The 18660-nt window shown below is 29.8% G+C and carries 21 protein-coding genes; all 21 read right to left on the bottom strand.

Annotated elements, in window-relative coordinates:
- Positions 1-5: 5 nt before the first annotated feature.
- Positions 6-716, bottom strand: coding sequence for a UMP kinase (pyrH, locus tag Q326_RS0101785; protein WP_026893819.1), 711 nt, complete (start codon positions 714-716; stop codon positions 6-8).
- A gap of 141 nt (positions 717-857) precedes the next feature.
- On the bottom strand, positions 858-1508 hold the full coding sequence (gene tsf, locus Q326_RS0101790) for a translation elongation factor Ts (RefSeq protein ID WP_026893820.1): 651 nt from the start codon (positions 1506-1508) through the stop codon (positions 858-860).
- A gap of 129 nt (positions 1509-1637) precedes the next feature.
- A complete protein-coding gene (gene rpsB, locus Q326_RS0101795) occupies positions 1638-2336 on the bottom strand; it encodes a 30S ribosomal protein S2 (protein WP_026893821.1) in 699 nt (232 codons plus the stop codon).
- Positions 2337-2512: 176 nt separating this feature from the next.
- Positions 2513-2902 carry a DUF6115 domain-containing protein gene (locus Q326_RS0101800; protein WP_026893822.1) on the bottom strand — a complete coding sequence of 130 codons (390 nt, stop codon included), beginning with the start codon at positions 2900-2902 and terminating at the stop codon, positions 2513-2515.
- A 13-nt stretch (positions 2903-2915) separates the two neighbouring features.
- The gene (locus tag Q326_RS0101805) at positions 2916-3239 is read right to left on the bottom strand and encodes a hypothetical protein (RefSeq protein ID WP_026893823.1); all 324 of its coding nucleotides are present in this window, start codon (positions 3237-3239) and stop codon (positions 2916-2918) included.
- A 12-nt stretch (positions 3240-3251) separates the two neighbouring features.
- Positions 3252-5072: a FapA family protein gene (locus Q326_RS0101810; protein ID WP_051531021.1), complete on the bottom strand. Its 1821-nt coding sequence runs from the start codon at positions 5070-5072 to the stop codon at positions 3252-3254.
- 30 nt (positions 5073-5102) lie between these two features.
- On the bottom strand, positions 5103-5825 hold the full coding sequence (locus Q326_RS0101815; protein ID WP_026893825.1) for a sigma-70 family RNA polymerase sigma factor: 723 nt from the start codon (positions 5823-5825) through the stop codon (positions 5103-5105).
- A gap of 32 nt (positions 5826-5857) precedes the next feature.
- The gene (locus tag Q326_RS0101820; protein ID WP_026893826.1) at positions 5858-6340 is read right to left on the bottom strand and encodes a chemotaxis protein CheD; all 483 of its coding nucleotides are present in this window, start codon (positions 6338-6340) and stop codon (positions 5858-5860) included.
- 2 nt (positions 6341-6342) lie between these two features.
- A complete protein-coding gene (locus Q326_RS0101825; RefSeq protein ID WP_026893827.1) occupies positions 6343-6957 on the bottom strand; it encodes a chemotaxis protein CheC in 615 nt (204 codons plus the stop codon).
- Between the two features lie 14 nt (positions 6958-6971).
- A complete protein-coding gene (locus tag Q326_RS0101830; protein WP_026893828.1) occupies positions 6972-7424 on the bottom strand; it encodes a chemotaxis protein CheW in 453 nt (150 codons plus the stop codon).
- Between the two features lie 15 nt (positions 7425-7439).
- A complete protein-coding gene (locus Q326_RS0101835; RefSeq protein ID WP_026893829.1) occupies positions 7440-9491 on the bottom strand; it encodes a chemotaxis protein CheA in 2052 nt (683 codons plus the stop codon).
- A gap of 2 nt (positions 9492-9493) precedes the next feature.
- A complete protein-coding gene (locus Q326_RS0101840) occupies positions 9494-10570 on the bottom strand; it encodes a protein-glutamate methylesterase/protein-glutamine glutaminase (RefSeq protein WP_026893830.1) in 1077 nt (358 codons plus the stop codon).
- On the bottom strand, positions 10571-11230 hold the full coding sequence (locus tag Q326_RS0101845; protein WP_026893831.1) for a flagellar brake protein: 660 nt from the start codon (positions 11228-11230) through the stop codon (positions 10571-10573).
- A 9-nt stretch (positions 11231-11239) separates the two neighbouring features.
- Positions 11240-12136 carry a MinD/ParA family protein gene (locus Q326_RS0101850; protein ID WP_026893832.1) on the bottom strand — a complete coding sequence of 299 codons (897 nt, stop codon included), beginning with the start codon at positions 12134-12136 and terminating at the stop codon, positions 11240-11242.
- 5 nt (positions 12137-12141) lie between these two features.
- Positions 12142-13281, bottom strand: a complete 1140-nt coding sequence (gene flhF / locus Q326_RS0101855) for a flagellar biosynthesis GTPase FlhF (protein WP_026893833.1) — start codon at positions 13279-13281, stop codon at positions 12142-12144.
- Complete coding sequence (gene flhA, locus Q326_RS0101860) at positions 13278-15311, bottom strand: flagellar biosynthesis protein FlhA (RefSeq protein ID WP_026893834.1); 2034 nt, start codon at positions 15309-15311, stop codon at positions 13278-13280. Before flhA ends, flhF begins: the two co-directional genes overlap by 4 nt.
- A gap of 15 nt (positions 15312-15326) precedes the next feature.
- Positions 15327-16415 (bottom strand): flagellar biosynthesis protein FlhB, encoded by a 1089-nt coding sequence (gene flhB, locus Q326_RS0101865; RefSeq protein ID WP_026893835.1) that lies wholly within the window; start codon positions 16413-16415, stop codon positions 15327-15329.
- Positions 16416-16419: 4 nt separating this feature from the next.
- Positions 16420-17196 (bottom strand): flagellar biosynthetic protein FliR, encoded by a 777-nt coding sequence (fliR, locus tag Q326_RS0101870; protein ID WP_026893836.1) that lies wholly within the window; start codon positions 17194-17196, stop codon positions 16420-16422.
- Positions 17197-17218: 22 nt separating this feature from the next.
- Positions 17219-17488, bottom strand: coding sequence for a flagellar biosynthesis protein FliQ (fliQ, locus tag Q326_RS0101875; RefSeq protein WP_026893837.1), 270 nt, complete (start codon positions 17486-17488; stop codon positions 17219-17221).
- Between the two features lie 13 nt (positions 17489-17501).
- The gene (fliP, locus tag Q326_RS0101880; RefSeq protein WP_026893838.1) at positions 17502-18248 is read right to left on the bottom strand and encodes a flagellar type III secretion system pore protein FliP; all 747 of its coding nucleotides are present in this window, start codon (positions 18246-18248) and stop codon (positions 17502-17504) included.
- Positions 18238-18660: a flagellar biosynthetic protein FliO gene (locus Q326_RS0101885; protein WP_026893839.1), complete on the bottom strand. Its 423-nt coding sequence runs from the start codon at positions 18658-18660 to the stop codon at positions 18238-18240. The genes fliP and Q326_RS0101885 overlap by 11 nt, the downstream gene beginning before the upstream one ends.

Raw genomic sequence — 18660 nt, forward strand, 5'->3', positions numbered from 1 at the left:
CTTTTTTATATTAATTTAGTTCCTATATTTTCTCCCATTACAACCCTTACAATATTATCAGCATCCTCGATGCCAAATACAATAATAGGTATTTTATTGTCCATGCATAATGACGCAGCAGTTGAATCCATAACCCCTAATTCAAGATTTAAAATATCTTTATAATTTAAATTATCAAATTTCTGAGCCTCAGGATTCATGGACGGATCTGAATCATAAACTCCATCAACACCTTTTTTAGCTAATAATACAACTTCTGCTTCAATCTCTGCAGCTCTTAATGCAGCTGTAGTATCCGTGGAAAAGAAAGGATTTCCAGTTCCAGCAGCAAAAATAACTACTCGACCTTTTTCTAAATGTCTAACCGCTTTTCTTCTTATATATGGCTCTGCTATTTGCCTCATTTCTATGGCAGTTTGAACTCTAGTTAGTATACCATTATTTTCTAAAGCATCTTGTAATGCCAATGCATTGATAACTGTAGCAAGCATTCCCATATAATCGGCTGTCGTCCTATCCATACCTTTTCCACTTCTACCTCTCCAAAAATTGCCTCCACCAACCACTATAGAAACTTCAACTTCATATTGGTGTAGTTTTTTTATCCTTTCTGCAATTTCTTCTATAATTTCTTCATCAATTCCAAATTCTTTTTTTCCTTTTAAAGCTTCACCGCTTAATTTCAATATTACTCTTTTGTATGCAGGTTTTTTCATTTGAACACTCCCAGCCTATCAATAATATTCTATAATAAATTTAAAAATCCTCTATTATTGGTTAATTTCCTATTTATTTTTTATATGCTTCTTATTTAAATGGAGAACACGGCGTGTTCTCCATTTAATATAGATTAAAAATTACTGATTTATTTGCTTTGCAACTTCATCTGCAAAATTTTCTTCTCTTTTTTCTAATCCTTCCCCTACTTCAAATCTTACAAATCTTCTTATTTTTAGATTTTCACCTATTTTAGCAATTTTATTTGTTAATAACTCAGTTACAGTTATATCTGGATCTTTTATAAAAGGTTGTTCCATTAAGCATACTTCTTTAAAATATTTTTCAATTCTTCCTTCTACCATTTTATCTACAATATGTTCTGGCTTTCCTTCATTTAAAGCCTGTTCTCTCAATATTTCTTTTTCTTTAGCTATCTCTTTCTCATCCACATCTTCCTTTGAAACATATTTAGGATTTTGTGCAGCTACTTGCATTGCCATATCTCTAACAAATTCTTTAAATTCTTCATTTTTAGCAACAAAATCAGTCTCTGAATTTACTTCTATTAGTACACCAATTCTTCCGCCGTGTATGTATGAATCTACAATACCCTCAGCAGCTATTCTACCAGACTTTTTAGCAGCTTTAGAAAGTCCCTTCTTTCTTAATGCTTCTATTGCGGCTTCTACATCTCCACCACACTCTACTAAGGCCTTTTTACAATCTAACATACCGGCACCAGTAGCCTCTCTTAACTCTTTTACCATTGCAGCTGTTACTTTAGCCATTTAATTTCCTCCTAACTGTATTTTATAAGATATTTATAGTACTCCTCTTAAATATTTCTTAATCATAATAAAAGGTAAGAGTAGTAAGGGAAAATTTCCCTTATAACCCTTACCATTTTAGTAAACATTTTATTCTTCTATTTGTTCCCCTTGTTTGCCTTCTAAAACGGCATTAGCCATTGTTTCTGTAAGTAATTTAACAGCTCTAATAGCATCGTCATTACCTGGTATTACATAATCAACTTCATCAGGATCACAATTAGTATCTACTATAGCTATAACTGGTATTCCCAATATCTTAGCTTCTCTAACTGCTATCCTTTCTTTTCTAGGATCTACTACAAACAATGCATCAGGAATTCTATTCATATTTTTAATTCCACCTAAGAACTTCTCTAATCTATCAGCTTCATGATTTAACTTTATAACTTCTTTTTTAGGTAACAAATCAAAAGTACCCTCTTCTTCCATTTGTCCTAAATCATGAAGTCTCTGAATCCTTCTTTTGATAGTCTTATAGTTAGTAAGCATACCTCCTAACCATCTTTGACTAACAAAATGCATTCCACATCTTTTGGCCTCATTCTCTATAGATTCTTGAGCCTGTTTCTTAGTTCCTACAAATAAGATTTCTCCGTCATTAGCTACTATTTCCTTTATGACATTGTATGCATCTTCAACTTTCTTAACAGTCTTTTGCAAATCTATTATATAAATACCATTTCTTTCAGTAAATATATACTCTGCCATCTTAGGATTCCATCTTCTAGTCTGATGTCCAAAATGCACACCAGCCTCTAATAACTGTTTCATAGTAATAACTGACATATATTTCACCTCCTTGTTTTTTACCTCCACTTGAATCAACTTTTTAAAGAACCTATATAATGTAGGCACAACTTTAAAAATCATCAAGTGTGTGTATTTTTACCATATGTAGTATAACACAACCTAGGATTTTTGACAATAACTTTCTATATTATTTTTAAAAATAATATAGAAAGTTATTGTCTAATCTCTGAATATTTCATTTTTATTATAATTTCTATTTCTCTAATACCTCTATCTAACTCTTTAGCTATATCTTGTATAGAATAACCTTTTTCGTATAAATTGTATACTTGTTCTTCTTTTTCTATATTTTTATATTCTTTGTCAAAACTAGTATTATTATTTATTAAATTGTTTTTTTCATATTCTATAGAAGCCCTGTTATCTAAAATATTTTCAAATTTACTAATCTTTTTATTCATATTCTCTAGCTGTAACATTAAATTATTTTCTTCTGCTGTTATATCTTGAACTTTTAAATTTTGTTTCTGATTTTCAATAATTAAAAAAATTATTGAAAAAATAACTATTATTATACCAAATATGAGTAAAAAAGTAATCATACTCCACCCCTAATTAAACCTTTAAATCAATTTTATTGCCTAAGTATTTTCCACTAGAATTTTTATCCTTATGTTTTTTTTTCTTTTCGTTCTTTTCATCATCAGAATCACTGCTATAATTATTTTTCGAGTTATTTTTTTTATCTCTTTTAATCTTTTGGCTCTCTGATTTATTGGATTTATTTATTTTATTCATTTTTTCTTTTACTTTAATTTCATTTTTAGACAATTCGTTGTGTAAAAAATTCTTATTTCGAAAATTATCATTTTGTTCTGCTTTAGACATTTGTTGGGCTTTTGGTACTATGTTCTGAAAATCAATAGGTTTTATTGACATAAAATACCACTCCTATTGGTCATAAGGAGCCACTTTAATCTCTCCTAATTCCCTATATATTATACAACTATCCAACTCATCTCTAATATACATAATACTATTTCCTATTATAATTTTCACTCCAGGATATATCTTCTCTTGTACCACTATTCTTCCCTTCGATAACAATTCTATCCTAGATTCCAATTCTATTGCAGTATCTTTTGATTTCTCATATTTACCTTGCAAAAATTTTTTAGTGTTTATAGCATTTACAAGCATTTCTTTTTTACTTTTAGTTAATCTCCCTCTTTTAGATAGCTTAGATAAAAGCATTATAGATTTATCTAATTTTTCCATATTGTTTTTCAACTCTAATATTTCATCTTTTAAAGACTCATACCTGCATTTGAGATTAGGATCAACTCCTACTTCTATAACAGTTTTAGTCTCCATCTCAGATCCTATTACTCTAGCCTTAACCTCTTTTCTTGCTCTACATATACCTCCAACAATAAGACCTTTTTTACCCATTACTATAACAGAATTTTCACTATTAGTTTCACTATGCATAATGGCTTCGGATTTTATATCTCCATGGGCATATAATTTAGCATTTTCTATAAATCTTGCTGCTATTTCACCTCTAGCTATAAGGTCTGCTCTGCCATATCCTTGTACCCCTCTATGTAATATGATATTTTCTTCACTTTTTAATATTGCACCTTCTACTACTCCAGATATTTCTATATCTCCAGTAGCAGTCACCTTAAATCCAGTCATTATATTACCTTGAACCTTTACAGCACCATTAAAATTGATATTACCAGTAGAATTATCCACATTTCCATTTACATTGTGCACTTCTAAAACTGACACCTTGTCATTTAAAAAAGAAACTTCACCTTCTTTTTCTGACACTAAATTCATACCATCTTCTGTTACCCTTACATTTTTGCCAAACTTAAACTTGACGTCTTTACCTGCCTTTGGAAAAATTTCTTTCCCAAAAACATCAAAACCCACTTCTCCATTATCAGGAGGCTGAATTCTTGCCAATATCTGTCCTTCATTAACATTATTTATCAGTCCTAAATTTCTATAATTTACTTTGCCATCTTCTAATATCTCTGGTGAATTATTACTTTTAGTATTAAATTTATACTCTATATAGCCATCTCTTCCATCAACAGGGTCTTTGCCCTCTCCTATAAGCATTTGCTTATTATATATTCTTTTTTCTACTAAATCTTTTATAATATTTTTCTTTAGTGAACACTGCACTTTCTCCATTATCTTTTTTATAATATCTTCATAGGTCAATAAAACTCCTCCATCAGGTGGAATTAATGTTAAAAAAACTTTCATTTTATCCTTAGAAATTTCTATTAAAACAGTTTCATCAATCATTTCTTCTTCTTGTGATGGGGCTATCTTATTCCTTTTATATGTGCTTGTATCTAAAGTGTTTTTTATTGAATCAATATCAAAATTTTTCACATTTTTTTTCTTAATTTTACTTAGTACTTCCTCTAGGGTTACAATGTTTTTTACATCAGTATTATCTATAATGAGATAAACGCCGTCTTCTTCATATTCTAAACTAAAATATCCATTTCTTTTCTCTTGATAACTAATGTCAACCACATCCTGTGTTTTAGTATCATCAATCTTTTTTTCTGATTTTTTAGGCCACACCTTTATTTTATAGTCTTTTATGTTTATCCCCATAACGGCAACACCTTTTTCCATTATTTCAATATCCACGTCATCCTTTTTTCTATTTAATGTCTCTAAAGCGGTATTTATTAAATTTTCTAAATTTTTCCCCTGCAGAATAACAGGTTTATCCATTTATAACACCACCATTTTAATTTTAATATGTCATATACTATTAAGGGTCTTCTTTAGTTTTATAATTGCCTTACTATGTATCTGAGAAATTCTGGATTCTGAAAGATCTAAAACTTGTCCTATTTCTTTATAATTTAATTCATCAAAATAGTACATAGAAATGACTAATTTTTCATTTTCAGGCAGACTATCTATCGTTTCTCTAAGCAAATCATATATCTCTTGTTCTTGATATACAGATTCGGGAGTCTCTTCATCTCTGCCATAGTAATCCCCCTTTGAATATATTAATTCATCCAAAGAAATTACATTAAAGGTCGAGACTTGAGCCAAGATTGATTCCACTTCTCTCTGTGACATATCTAGTTCTTTTGATATATCATTAACAGTAATTTCCCTATCTAATTTGTTTTCCAGTTTTCCTACAATTTGTTCTATCTCTTTAGATTTTTTTCTTAAAGACCTTGGTATCCAATCAATTTTTCTAAGACTATCAATAATTGCTCCTCTAATTCTAATCTGAGCATAGGTCTCAAACTTTATTCCCCTATTTATTTCAAATTTTTCTACTGCATCTATAAGACCAAATACCCCATACCCTTGTAAATCATCGAATTCTACATTTCCACCGTAATAATTATACAATCTTCCAGCAACAATCTTTACAAGATGAACATAATTTTCAATAAGTTTTTTCTTGGCAGTAACATTCTTTTCATTTTTATATTTTTTCCATAAATGTTCATATGTCATATAAATACCTCCAAAGACTATAGAAAATAAAACTATATTATGTTATTACCATGTCCTATAGTCTTAACTAATAAAGAGCCGCTTTCTGCATCTATTTCTATAGTTCTACCAAAATTTCCTCCTGTATCTTCAGCTATTATAGGTATATTTAGTTTTGACAATTTCTCCTTAGATGCAATTACATTTCTTTCTCCTATTTTTAATATATTATTGCTGGAATTAAAGCTAAACATCTGGGCTCCACCTGCCAGTTTTGCCCATAATTTTTTCTTATTGGCCCCAAGCTTTATCATTTCTTTAATTAAAACTTCAACAGCTGTATCAGCAAATTTGGCTTTATTGGAATTATTTTTTATTTCTTTACTGGACGGTAACATTATATGAGCTAATCCTGCTACTTTAGTAGACTTATCATATAATACAATTCCAACGCAAGAGCCCAATCCCAAAGTAGTCAAAACTCCAGGAGCCTTTACTGCTGCTAAATCAGCCATTCCTACCTTCACAGTTTCCATAATTATATTACCCCTAAACTATTTAATATTTTTTCAAAAGATTCTATTTCAGGTATCAAAAATAAATCTCCGTGCACTTGCTTATTGTCTTCTTGAAACTCAGTCTCTATAAACAATACCTTGTCACCCATGATTCCAAATTGAACTGCAGGAACACTTATTATGGCTCCTGCCATATCAATAGCTACAGAAGGTATAGAAATTTTAATATTTAAACCTGTCAAAGTACTTAATGAATTTATATAAGATGCAGCTAATATATTTCCAATCTCAGATAAGGCAGATATATCCATATCACTTAAATCTTTTTCATCACCTTCTCTATTCATTAATATATCTACCAAATTTCTAGCAGAACTTTGGTCTAAAATAAACATTATATTGCCTACAATATCTCCTTCCATTTCAAAGTATATGCCTATAACTGTTTTTTCAGCATTACCTAAGGCCTCGGAAACATCTTTGAAGTCCAAAATTTTAACCTGGGGTACCTCCATATCTACTTTTTTATTTATAAGTTTAGCTAAGGATGTTGTAGCATTTCCTGATCCGATATTTCCCAACTCTTTTAATACATCAATAAGAGTGGAGTTTAAATTATTCATATCTATATTCATCATAACACCTCATACTAATTATTATTTTTAATATCAAGCACCTTTTCCAAGTCTAAAATCATTATTAGCCTCTCATCTGATTTTCCAATAGCATTAACAAATCCTCTAGCTCCTTTTTCATCTAACTGTGGTGGAGGATCTATCTGGTCACTGGACAAGTGAATCACCTCTGATGAAGAATCCACTATTAATCCCACTACCATATCTTCTACTCCAACAATGATTATTCTCACATCTCCGTCATAGTCTCTCTTTTCAAAACCAAACCTTTTTCTCAAATCAATTACTGTAACCACTTCTCCCCTTAAATTTACCACACCTTCTATATATTCAGGGGCATTGGGTACTCTGGTCAAATCCATAAGCTTCTCAATAATTTTAACTTTATAAATATCAATACCATAATATTCTTCAGCCAGTTTAAAAACTACATACTGATTATCTGTAACTCTATTTGTTAATTGCACGTCTTCACCCCCTGATTAAAATAAGGAATTAATATCTAATATTAATGAAATCTTACCATTTCCTAATATAGTAGCCCCTGCTATATGTTTAATGCCTGCTAAAAATTTACCTAGAGATTTAATAACTATTTCTTGCTGTCCTATAAGATTGTCCACTATTAAACCCGCTTCTTTTTCTCCTTTTTTAACTATTACAGTTATTAGTTCTTCACTTTCATTGTCTTCTGGTAATCCCAATATTCTATTTAATCTCACTATAGGCAATGTTTTATTTCTAAATAATACAACTTCATTATTTTGCACTTTTCTTATATCACTCTTCAATATAGGACTAATCTCTTTTATTGAACTCAATGGTATAGCATATATCTCATCTTTAAGCTTAATAAGTAACGCTTGAATTATAGCAAGGGTCAGAGGTATTCTAATGGTAAATTTAGTTCCTTTTCCTTGTAAAGTAGTAATCTCAACTATACCACCTATAGATTCAATCTTAGATTTTACTACATCTAGTCCTACTCCTCTTCCCGACACATCGGTTACCTTGTCAGCCGTACTAAAACCAGCCTCAAACAACAGCTCAGCTATTTCATCTTTAGATAATTGTTCTGCTTTTTCTTCACTTATTACTCCTTTTGATATAGCTTTATCTTTGATTTTTTCATGATCAATACCCGCTCCATCGTCACTAACTTCTATAACTACATTATTACCATCAGGATATGCCTGTAATTTAACTACTCCATATTCAGGCTTGCCAATATTTTCTCTTTCCTCAGGTTTTTCAATTCCATGGTCTATAGAATTCCTTATAAGGTGAATTAATGGATCTCCAATCTCATCTATAACAGTTCTATCCACTTCTGTTTCTTCACCATACATTTCAAGATTAATATTTTTACCCAACTCTTTAGATAAATCTCTAACCATTCTTGGAAATCTATTAAATACTCTCTCAATAGGAACCATCCTCACCTTCATAACTGCGTCATGAAGATTTGTAGTTATTCTCTCAAGATATTCTATTGCTTCATTCATATTTTGTTTTTTATCAGTATGCCCTATATCTTCCATCCTTGTCTTTATGATAATAAGTTCACTTACAAGATTCATTAGATTATCTAGCCTATCAATATCTACCCTAACAGTTTTTCCAACTTTATTGCTTTGCTTCTTTTTCTTGACATTATCTTTATGCAAATCATCCTTGTTTGATTTCAATGAATCATTAGTCTTTTCTTTTTTCGTATCTCCCGATGCAGTTTTTTTATCAGGACCAGACATTTTCTCATCTTTATCTTTTTCAATATCTAGTTCAAGCTTTTTTACATCAACTTTTTTTATTTCAGATATTAATTCAATTTCTTTCTTTATCTTCTCACTATCCAATTTACTAATAATTGTGAGCTTAAAAGAATTTTCAAATTTCTCATCTTCTATATCTTCAACCGATGGTACAGATTGAATTATCTCAGAATGTTTTTCTAATGTGGTAAATATTATGAATGCCCTAGCCGCTTTAAGCATACAAGCCTCTTGTAATTCAACTTCTATAGTATATGCATTTAATCCTTTTTCTTCAGCTTTTTTCAATACATTAGAAACATAGTTATCCAATACCAATTCTTCATCTGTTTCTTTTATTAGATCTTGTTCTTTATCTACTTTTCTTTCCACTTTGCCCCCTGTTTTCATAATATTAGTTAATATTTCTACTAAATGCTCGCTTTCTATATCTCCTTCTTCACCATTTTCTCTTATGTAATCTATATTTTCCTGCAAAATATCAAAGCATTCAAATAATACATCAATAATATCAGTATTTATAGTCAGTTTCTCATTTCTTAAAGCATGTAATAAATTTTCCATTTCATGAGTCAAGTTAGCAATCTTGCTAAAACCCATTGTGCCAGACATACCTTTTAAGGTATGAGATACTCTAAATATTTCATTCAATAACTCAATGTTATCAGGCTCTTGTTCCAGCCTTAAGAGACTATCATTCATGCTCTGTAAATGTTCATTAGATTCCTCAATGAATATATCTAAATATTGATTTATATCCATTTTTACACCCCCACTCTCTTTATTATTTCAGAAGCAATATTTCCTAAAGGTAAAATTTTATCTATAGCGTTTTTAGCAACTGCTACCTTAGGCATACCGTAAACTATACTAGTACTTTCATCCTGAGCAATGGTATATCCCTTATTTAATTTAATTTTCTTAATTCCATCTGCTCCATCTGCTCCCATTCCAGTCAGGATAGCTGCAACTTTAGTTAAACTATCTATCTGTGATACAGATTCCATCATTTTATCAACTGATGGCCTATGTCCTGACACTGATTTACCCTGGTCTAGTTTGATTATATACTTATTTCCATATCTTTCTTTTATTGTCATATGATAATCACCAGGTGCTATATAGCATGTCCCTCTCATCAATTCTTCTCCGTCTTTTGCCTCTTTGACATTTATTCGTGACATAGAATTCAGTCTTTTAGCTAGAGGCTTAGTAAAACCCGGTGGCATATGTTGAACCACCATTATACTGGCATCTATATCTTCAGGTATATATGGTATTATTTCTTGTAATGCTCTTGGTCCACCAGTAGAAGTACCTATTGCAACCAAATTAGAAAATTTCTCATCTAATACTTTTTTAATGTGTACTTTAGGACTTATTATATCCTTCTTGTGATTCACATCTACTTTGTGTTTTACATCCACTTTATGCTTCACATTTATCTTTGATGCAGTTTTAATCTTCTCTATTATTTCTAACTTTTTTTCATCTGAATTGATTTTAAATATATTAGTTGGTTTTGTTATAAAATCTACAGCACCTAAATCCAACGCTTTAAGAGTTAAGTCTGCTCCTTCCGAAGTCAAACTACTTAACATTAATACAGGAATTTCCCCATATTTCTGTTTCAATATTTCTAATGTTTCAATGCCATTTAATATGGGCATTTCAACATCCAGTGTTATTATATCAGGCTTTATGTCTTTTAATTTCTCAATACATTCTTTTCCATTTTTAGCAATTCCTACAACTTCAATATCTTTGTCCTCTGTTAACATATCCTTGATTATTCTTCTCATAAAAGCAGAATCGTCAACTATAAATACTTTATAAGCCATTTACATCAACCCTTTTTTTCTCATTTTTCTTTGTTGCTCGAATATATATTTTACAATTTCCTCTCTATCTTCCATAGATATATTCTTAAACTTTAAACCTAATGAAAATTTATATTCCTCTAAGTCAATAAAATCTTTTCTCACTATTTCACATTGTATTGTATATACTTTTTTATCAAGATCAAATTCACATAAAATAATATCTCCTATATCATGATTATAATTAGACTTAATTTTTAATCCATTTCCACTTATATCTTCAGTTATACATTCTTCCTCTATAGATTCTTTTTTATTATTAGGTCTAAATACTTTTTTCAAATCTTTTGTAAAAGATAGTCTATAATAATCCCTTTCTTGAACCTTTTTTATTTTACCTTGTTTTTTAATCTGTAACTTATATATCCTTTTTAATGCTCTATCTGTAACCTTAGCATTAAATTTGAACCTACCTTTATTTTTCTTTATATACATAACTTCTATAATACTATTTATATGCAAGGGGACAATCATATTTCTCCTAATAGGTCCACTCAATACTAGTGTATCATCGTCTATTATATCTAATATCTGACTACTATACTTTGTAAATGTCTCTTTACCTTCTACCTTTATAATGACTTTATCTCCTATCCCTAGCCTATTATTTTCATCCATCATCGACCATGTCTACCCCCTTAGAAAAAAGTTCTTAAGTTTGTCTACAAATTTTACCATGCCTCTGTCATCAGCAGAACCATATTTGTTTTCTATAATATTCATTGCTATGTATTTCATCTTTTTTGAAGGTATTGATTTAGGATATTTTAGAGAAAAAGGTTCTTGATTTCTTACTGCTTCTGAAACAAACTTACTATCATTTATATACCCAATATTATCAACATTTATTTTTAAAAATTTATTTGCTACCATATTTAATTTATTATATACTATCTTTCCCTCTTTCTCATGGGCAACTCTATTAATTATTACTTTAATATTTAAATCTTTATTTTTGTTGGCAAGAGTTTTTATCATTGCATATCCATCTGTTAATGATGTGGGCTCAGGAGTTATTATCAATATAACCTCATCTGAAGAATTGACAAAGCTCATAACTGTGTTAGACAATCCTGCACCAGTATCAATGATAATAAAATCCGCTAGGTTCTCTAAAGATATCAGTTGGTTTGTCAGCTTTGTTAACTGAACTTCACTGAGATTCATTATATCTTTTATACCTGAACCTCCTGCTATAATCCCTATATCATTTGGACCGTACTCTATTATATCATATATATCTTTATCCCCATTGAGTACATCTGCTATTGTATATTTAGGTATAATTCCCAATATAACATCTACATTGGCAAATCCTATATCTGCATCAAATACTATCACCTTATGACCTAATTTAGTTAAAGATATGGCTAAATTAATAGCAATATTAGTCTTTCCTACTCCACCTTTACCACTTGTAATAGATATTACTCTAGTATGCCTTTTAATATTATCTTTTTTCTTATCTCTATTATTATAAGTCTTTATATTAACTAATTCTCTTAATCTTTCTGCTTGATCTCTCATTGTAATTACTCTCCAATCAATTTATTTGTTAATTGATTGATATCAATTATTTCAATATCCTCTGGTACATTCTGACCATTGGTCACATAAGATAAGGGCTTTTTAGTATAATACTTAGTACTTAAAATTATTCCTAAAGTCTCTGATTCATCAATTTTTGTAAATATCAATTTATAATCTTCTAAAAAATTGTATTTACTCAGTATAGATTTTACGGTAGAAAAATTTGTAGTGGCACTCAATACAAGATAAACCTCTTTATTTTTCACGGTATCTATAAGTTCCTTAAGCTCTTGAACCTTTGAAGAGTTTTTATGACTTCTACCAGCTGTATCTATCAATATTAGTTGTTTATCCTTAAAATTCGACATAGCACTGTAAATATCCTTTGTATCATATACAATTTTTAAAGGCACCTCTAATATTTCACTATATGTCCTCAACTGCTCAACAGCTGCTATTCTATATGTATCTGCTGTTATAAGACCTATAGAATTTTTATCATTAATAGCATATTGAGCTGCCAGTTTAGCCAATGTGGTTGTCTTACCAACACCAGTAGGGCCAATAAAAAATATCACCTTCTGAGATTTATTAACTTCTATAGGCTTAGGCTCCCCTAGATAATCTGAAATATTGTATTTAACGATATCATATAGAGTCTCTTTATCTTTATTTTCAATATTTATTCTCTCTGATATATCTCTTAATATTCTCTCTGCAATTTCAGTTTCAACGCCTTTATCAAGAAGATTATTTCTATAGTCCATTAAATTATCAGGCAAACCTATATCTTTAATATCTTCTTTTTTTTCAATATTGTTTGATAATGAATCTATACTTTCTCTAATTTTCTTTAGCTCCCAATCAATTCCATCTGTTGAAGCCATATTTTTAAACAATGTTTTCTTTAATTGAATTCCATCACTAAATGATAAATCTGTATCTCTGTTTTTATTTTCTATTACATCTACATTGTTTTCTTCAGCAGCAACAATCTCTATTAAAGGTCTTCTAAATATACCCAGTATTCCTGGTTTTTTAATCTTTCTAGTATGCAATATTATAGCATTACTTCCCAATTCTTTCTTTACCTTTACCATAGCATCTTGGGTATTAGAACCAATATATCTTTTTACTTTCATTGAATACTCACCATCCCCAAGGATTGAACTTCAACATTAGAGTCTATTTCATTATAAGATAAAACAATAATTTCACTGGTTATCTGTTCAGTTAACCTTTTAAAATATAATCTCACAATTGGTGCAGTCAATACAATTGGTTGCTCTCCTATTGCTGTAAGCTTTTCTACCTTTTTCGATAATTCATTTAAAACCCTTTGTACTACATTAGGTTCTAAAGATAAATAGGATCCATTCTCGGTTTGATTAATAGAATCCATAATAAGTTGTTCTAATCTTCCATCTAAGGTTATAACTTTTATTTGATTATTGTTGACATATTTTTTAGTTATATATCTAGCCATTTTTTGTCTTACATATTCAGTCAACATATCAGGGTCTCTAGTTATAGGGGCATAATCTGCTAAAGTTTCTAATATAGTTACCATATCTCTTATTGATATTTGTTCTTTAAGAAGATTTGCCAATACTTTTTGGACCTCTCCAATAGACAATACCTTTGGCACTATTTCTTCGACTAATGCTGGATATTCTTCTTTAACATTATCTATTAGGACTTTTACATCTTGTCTTCCAACTAATTCATATGCATTTCTTCTTATTATTTCAGTCAAATGTGTAGCAATAACTGAAGGCGGATCTACAACAGTATAACCTAATATTTCAGCCTTTTCTCTTTGTTGATCAGTAATCCATTTAGCTGGAAGTCCAAAGGCAGGTTCCACTGTATCTATTCCCTCTATATCTCCCTGTGCTACTCCAGGATTCATAGCTAAATAATGGTCAAATAATAGCTCTCCTGCAGATACTTCTACTCCTTTAATCTTTATTATATATTCATTAGGGTTTAATTGTATATTATCCCTCAACCTAACCATTGGAACCACAACTCCTAATTCAAGAGCTATTTGCCTCCTTATCATAACTATTCTATCTAGTAAATCTCCACCTTGATTTACATCTGCTAAAGGTATAATACCATATCCAAACTCCAATTCTATATCCTCGACTTTTAATAAAGACATAACATTTTCAGGTTTCTTAATTTCTTCTATTTCTTCTTTATCTATCTCTTCTTCCTCTTCTTCTATGGCTTCCCTCATACTAGAATACATACTATATCCACTAACTATAAATATTGAAGCCAATAGGAAAAATGGTATTGTAGGTAATCCAACAATGCCTAAAAATATCAAAACTCCACCTACCAAAAACATAACCTTTGGATGAGTTCCAAATAGCTGTTTTATTAGGTCTTGTCCTAAATTAGAATCTGATGCTGCTCTAGTAACCACTATACCTGTAGCAGTAGATATTAAAAGGGCTGGTATCTGACTAACTAAACCATCTCCTACAGTTAAAAGGGTATATTTGCCAAGGGCCTCTCCAAAAGTTAATCCTTTAGATAGTATGCCTATAGCAAATCCTGCTCCAATATTTAATATTGTAATTACTATTCCTGCTATGGCATCACCCTTTACAAATTTACTGGCACCATCCATAGCCCCATAAAAATCAGACTCTCTTTGTATATCCCTTCTTCTTATCTTTGCTTCTTGATCAGTCATTAGACCTGAATTTAAATCAGCATCAATAGCCATCTGTTTTCCAGGCATAGCATCTAAGGTAAACCTTGCAGCAACTTCAGCTACCCTTTCAGAACCTTTAGTAATAACTATAAATTGAATTATAACTATTATTAAAAATATAATAAATCCAACTATTGCATTTCCTCTTATTACAAAATTTCCAAATGCTTCAATTACATCTCCTGCATATCCATCAGATAATATATATCTAGTTGTGGAAATATTTAATGATAGCCTAAATAGTGTAGTAATAAGCAATAGTGAAGGAAATATAGAAAATTGTAATGGTTCCTTAGTATACATACTTATCATCAGTATTAATAACGCAATTGAAATATTTAAACTCAAAAGTATGTCTAATGTCCATAAAGGTACTGGAATAATTATTGTTATGACTATTGCTATTATACCTAATGCAACATACATATCTCCAAATTTCATAGTTTGCTCCTTTCATTAGCTTTTAAGGCTATATACGTATGCCAATATTTCAGCTACCCCTTGATATAGTTCCTCAGGGATTATATCTCCAATTTCAGTCATGCTATATAGACTTCTAGCTAAAGGTTTATTTTCAACTATAGGCAACGAAGACTTCTTTGCAATTTTTTTTATATTTTCAGCAATTAGATCCTTTCCCTTAGCTAAAACATAAGGGGCATCATACAGTTCCTTGTTATATTTCAATGCTATAGCATAATGAGTAGGGTTTGTTATTATTACATCTGCATTTGGTACATCTTGCATCATTCTACTCATAGCAACTTGCCTTTGTTTCTCTTTTATTTTAGATTTAATCTGAGGATCTCCCTCAGTCTGTTTATATTCTTCTTTTACCTCTTGTTTACTCATTTTTAAATTACGTTCGTAATCCCACCATTGATATGCATAATCCAATACAGCTAAAAGTAAAAGCACGCCAGCAGATCTTATCGCTACACCAAATGCCAAATCTCCAATAGTTTTAACAATACTACTTACACTCATATCATATAAGGAAAATATATCATATAATTTTTTAACACAATATACATAAATTATATATCCTAGTAAAAATATCTTTATGAAAGACTTTACAAGCTCCACTATAGACTTAGTAGAAAAAATCCGTTTAAAACCTTCTAGAGGATTTACTCTGCTAAATTTAACACCAAGAGTCTTTGTGGTAAATAAGAAACCAACCTGCATATAATTTGTTGCTATACCTATTACAAAAGCAACTGCCATTATAGGAAATACTAATTTCATTACTATATAAAATAACTTTAAAACAAAAATGTATATACCTTTCTTGTTAAAAAGATCTAGGTAAATAGTATAATCAGCAAGTATCTTCTTTGTAAACTCTCCTAAGTTATCATTCATATACCCACCAAATATCTTTAACCCTAGAAATACAGATATAAGTACCAATGCAGAATTTATTTCTTTGCTTTGTAAAACCTGACCTTTTTCTCTAGATTCTTTTCTTTTTTTACTAGTGGGCTTTTCTGTTTTCTCTTCATCTGCAAATAATTGCAAATTTACATTATAAGGATAATTCATATTATCATCCTTTACTTAATATCTTTAGCAATATCTGTATTTGCTCATACATATGTCCAAATATATTCTTAACTAATATAATATATAAGGGCATAACCACAATCACAGTAACTATACCCACTATGATTTTTAAAGGCATACCTACTATAAAGACATTCATTTGAGGCATAGTTCTAGCCAATATACCTAAAAAAACATTGACTATAAAAATAGTTGCTAAAACAGGACTACTTATTTTAAACCCGATAATAAATATTTCCCCAAATATTTTTGTAATTAAAGAAATTAAAGATTCATCAAAAACCATACCATTTATTGGTATTATATTATAAGAGTCAATTATTCCCGTTAACAAAATATGGTGACCATCTATTGTTAAGAAAATCAAAAGAGCCATTATATAATAAAAGTTACCTGAAATAGGTACTTGAGCATTACTTTGGGGATCGAAAACATTTACCATCCCAAACCCTATCTGCATATCTATTACCTGTCCTGCTATAAAGAAAGAAATAAAAAATAAATAAGAAATAAATCCCATAAGCAAACCAATAGATAGTTCTTTTATTAAAACTGTAATAACCTGAAGGCCTCTAATATTTTCAACATTTACTGTACTCACTAATACAAGAGAAAAAAATATAGATATCACTATTTTATATATCATAGGTATATTCTTACGACTAAATATTGGGGTTATAATAAATATTCCTGATATCCTCATAAATATCAATAAAAAAACATCAAATTTTAAAAAAATCTCATCTATAATAGTATTCATTATCCACACCTAAGCAAATCATTTATTGTACGTATAAATTTATATTAGAAAATAAATTATAAGCAAAATCTATTATAATATTTAGTATCCATGGTCCAAATATTATAAATGCTAATAGAACAGCCAAGATTTTTGGTATAAATGCAAGAGTAGCCTCTTGAATTTGAGTCGTAGCCTGAAAAATACTTACTAAAAGACCTACTATAAGGCCAAATCCTAACATTGGAGCCGATAACATAAGCACTGTTTTCATAGCATCATGGGCCAGTTTTACAATATCTCCTTGTTCCATTTTAGACCTCCTTTTAATTAAAGCCAGTTATTATAGATTTTATAATAAGATTCCATCCATCCACCATTATAAATAATAGTATCTTAAATGGCAGTGAAATCATTACTGGAGGCAACATCATCATACCCATAGACATAAGTGTACTAGCTACAACCATATCTATAACTAAAAAGGGTATAAATAATACAAATCCCATTTGAAATGCTGTTTTTAATTCACTAATCATAAAAGCTGGTACTAACACTTTAGTTGGTACATCATCTAGGTCAAAGTTCTCATCAATGTCTATTTCTGATACGCTCACAAATAATGCAAGATCCTTTGTCCTAGTCTGTCTATACATAAATTCTCTTAAAGGCTCCATTCCCTTTTCAATAGCCTCTGTTTGACTAATCTCTTCATTTATATATGGTTTTATAGCATCATGGTTTATCTCAGTAGCTACAGGTGCCATAGTAAAAAAAGTCAAAAACAACGCCAATCCTATCAAAACCTGATTTGGCGGTGTTTGTTGAGTCGAAAGTGCATTCCTAATAAAAGATAAGACAATTATTATCCTAGTAAAACTAGTCATCATTATAAGAATAGCAGGGACAAAAGTCAAAACAGTCAATAGTATTAGTAACTGTATACTAGTTGCATAGTCTTCTATCGCAAAGGGTTGTCCTAAAAAATTAATCTCTGGTGCAGCATAAACTGAAGTTCCTTTAATTAAAATTATAATCATTGCCGAAATAAGGACTTTATTCCTATTCTTCATCTGTGTCATCCTTATCATTTTTATTTGTTTTCTTAAATACATTTTGTTTTTTTAGTTTATAAGCTTTTAAATATTCTTTAAAAGAATAACTTAAGTCTTTATTTGAACCTTCGTGTTTAATTTCTACTTCTCCATCTTCATATCTATCAATTACTTCAAAATTCTTTTCTCCTATCATAACAGCATAATATTTCCCTAATATATACAATAATACAATTTTATTTTTATTATCTATCATCATATATTCTAAGACTTTAATATTACCAGTAGATTTACTAGTTAAAGATCTCTTAGCCAAAAATTTGGTAAATATATACGCCAAAAATAAGATTACTATAAAAAAAATAATATACAGAATAATATTGAATATATATCCAATTTGAGACTCTCCATAATAAAAAGCAAAAACCAT

It is taken from the genome of Clostridiisalibacter paucivorans DSM 22131 (assembly GCF_000620125.1).
Classification (GTDB): Bacteria; Bacillota; Clostridia; order Tissierellales; family Clostridiisalibacteraceae; genus Clostridiisalibacter; species Clostridiisalibacter paucivorans.

Coding starts and splice junctions, on each gene's coding strand:
- rpsB (WP_026893821.1), bottom strand. CDS start 2,336: ATGTCAGTTATTACTATGAAACAGTTATTAGAGGCTGGTGTGCATTTT.
- fliQ (WP_026893837.1), bottom strand. CDS start 17,488: ATGGAACAAGGAGATATTGTAAAACTGGCCCATGATGCTATGAAAACA.
- Q326_RS0101820 (WP_026893826.1), bottom strand. CDS start 6,340: ATGGAAACTGTGAAGGTAGGAATGGCTGATTTAGCAGCAGTAAAGGCT.
- tsf (WP_026893820.1), bottom strand. CDS start 1,508: ATGGCTAAAGTAACAGCTGCAATGGTAAAAGAGTTAAGAGAGGCTACT.
- fliR (WP_026893836.1), bottom strand. CDS start 17,196: ATGAATACTATTATAGATGAGATTTTTTTAAAATTTGATGTTTTTTTA.
- Q326_RS0101835 (WP_026893829.1), bottom strand. CDS start 9,491: ATGGATATAAATCAATATTTAGATATATTCATTGAGGAATCTAATGAA.
- Q326_RS0101815 (WP_026893825.1), bottom strand. CDS start 5,825: ATGACATATGAACATTTATGGAAAAAATATAAAAATGAAAAGAATGTT.
- Q326_RS0101885 (WP_026893839.1), bottom strand. CDS start 18,660: ATGGTTTTTGCTTTTTATTATGGAGAGTCTCAAATTGGATATATATTC.
- Q326_RS0101850 (WP_026893832.1), bottom strand. CDS start 12,136: ATGAGAGATCAAGCAGAAAGATTAAGAGAATTAGTTAATATAAAGACT.
- Q326_RS0101810 (WP_051531021.1), bottom strand. CDS start 5,072: ATGGATAAACCTGTTATTCTGCAGGGGAAAAATTTAGAAAATTTAATA.
- Q326_RS0101825 (WP_026893827.1), bottom strand. CDS start 6,957: ATGAATATAGATATGAATAATTTAAACTCCACTCTTATTGATGTATTA.
- Q326_RS0101805 (WP_026893823.1), bottom strand. CDS start 3,239: ATGTCAATAAAACCTATTGATTTTCAGAACATAGTACCAAAAGCCCAA.
- Q326_RS0101800 (WP_026893822.1), bottom strand. CDS start 2,902: ATGATTACTTTTTTACTCATATTTGGTATAATAATAGTTATTTTTTCA.
- Q326_RS0101840 (WP_026893830.1), bottom strand. CDS start 10,570: ATGGCTTATAAAGTATTTATAGTTGACGATTCTGCTTTTATGAGAAGA.
- fliP (WP_026893838.1), bottom strand. CDS start 18,248: ATGAAGAATAGGAATAAAGTCCTTATTTCGGCAATGATTATAATTTTA.
- Q326_RS0101845 (WP_026893831.1), bottom strand. CDS start 11,230: ATGATGGATGAAAATAATAGGCTAGGGATAGGAGATAAAGTCATTATA.
- flhA (WP_026893834.1), bottom strand. CDS start 15,311: ATGAAATTTGGAGATATGTATGTTGCATTAGGTATAATAGCAATAGTC.
- flhB (WP_026893835.1), bottom strand. CDS start 16,415: ATGAATTATCCTTATAATGTAAATTTGCAATTATTTGCAGATGAAGAG.
- pyrH (WP_026893819.1), bottom strand. CDS start 716: ATGAAAAAACCTGCATACAAAAGAGTAATATTGAAATTAAGCGGTGAA.
- flhF (WP_026893833.1), bottom strand. CDS start 13,281: ATGAAAGTAAAAAGATATATTGGTTCTAATACCCAAGATGCTATGGTA.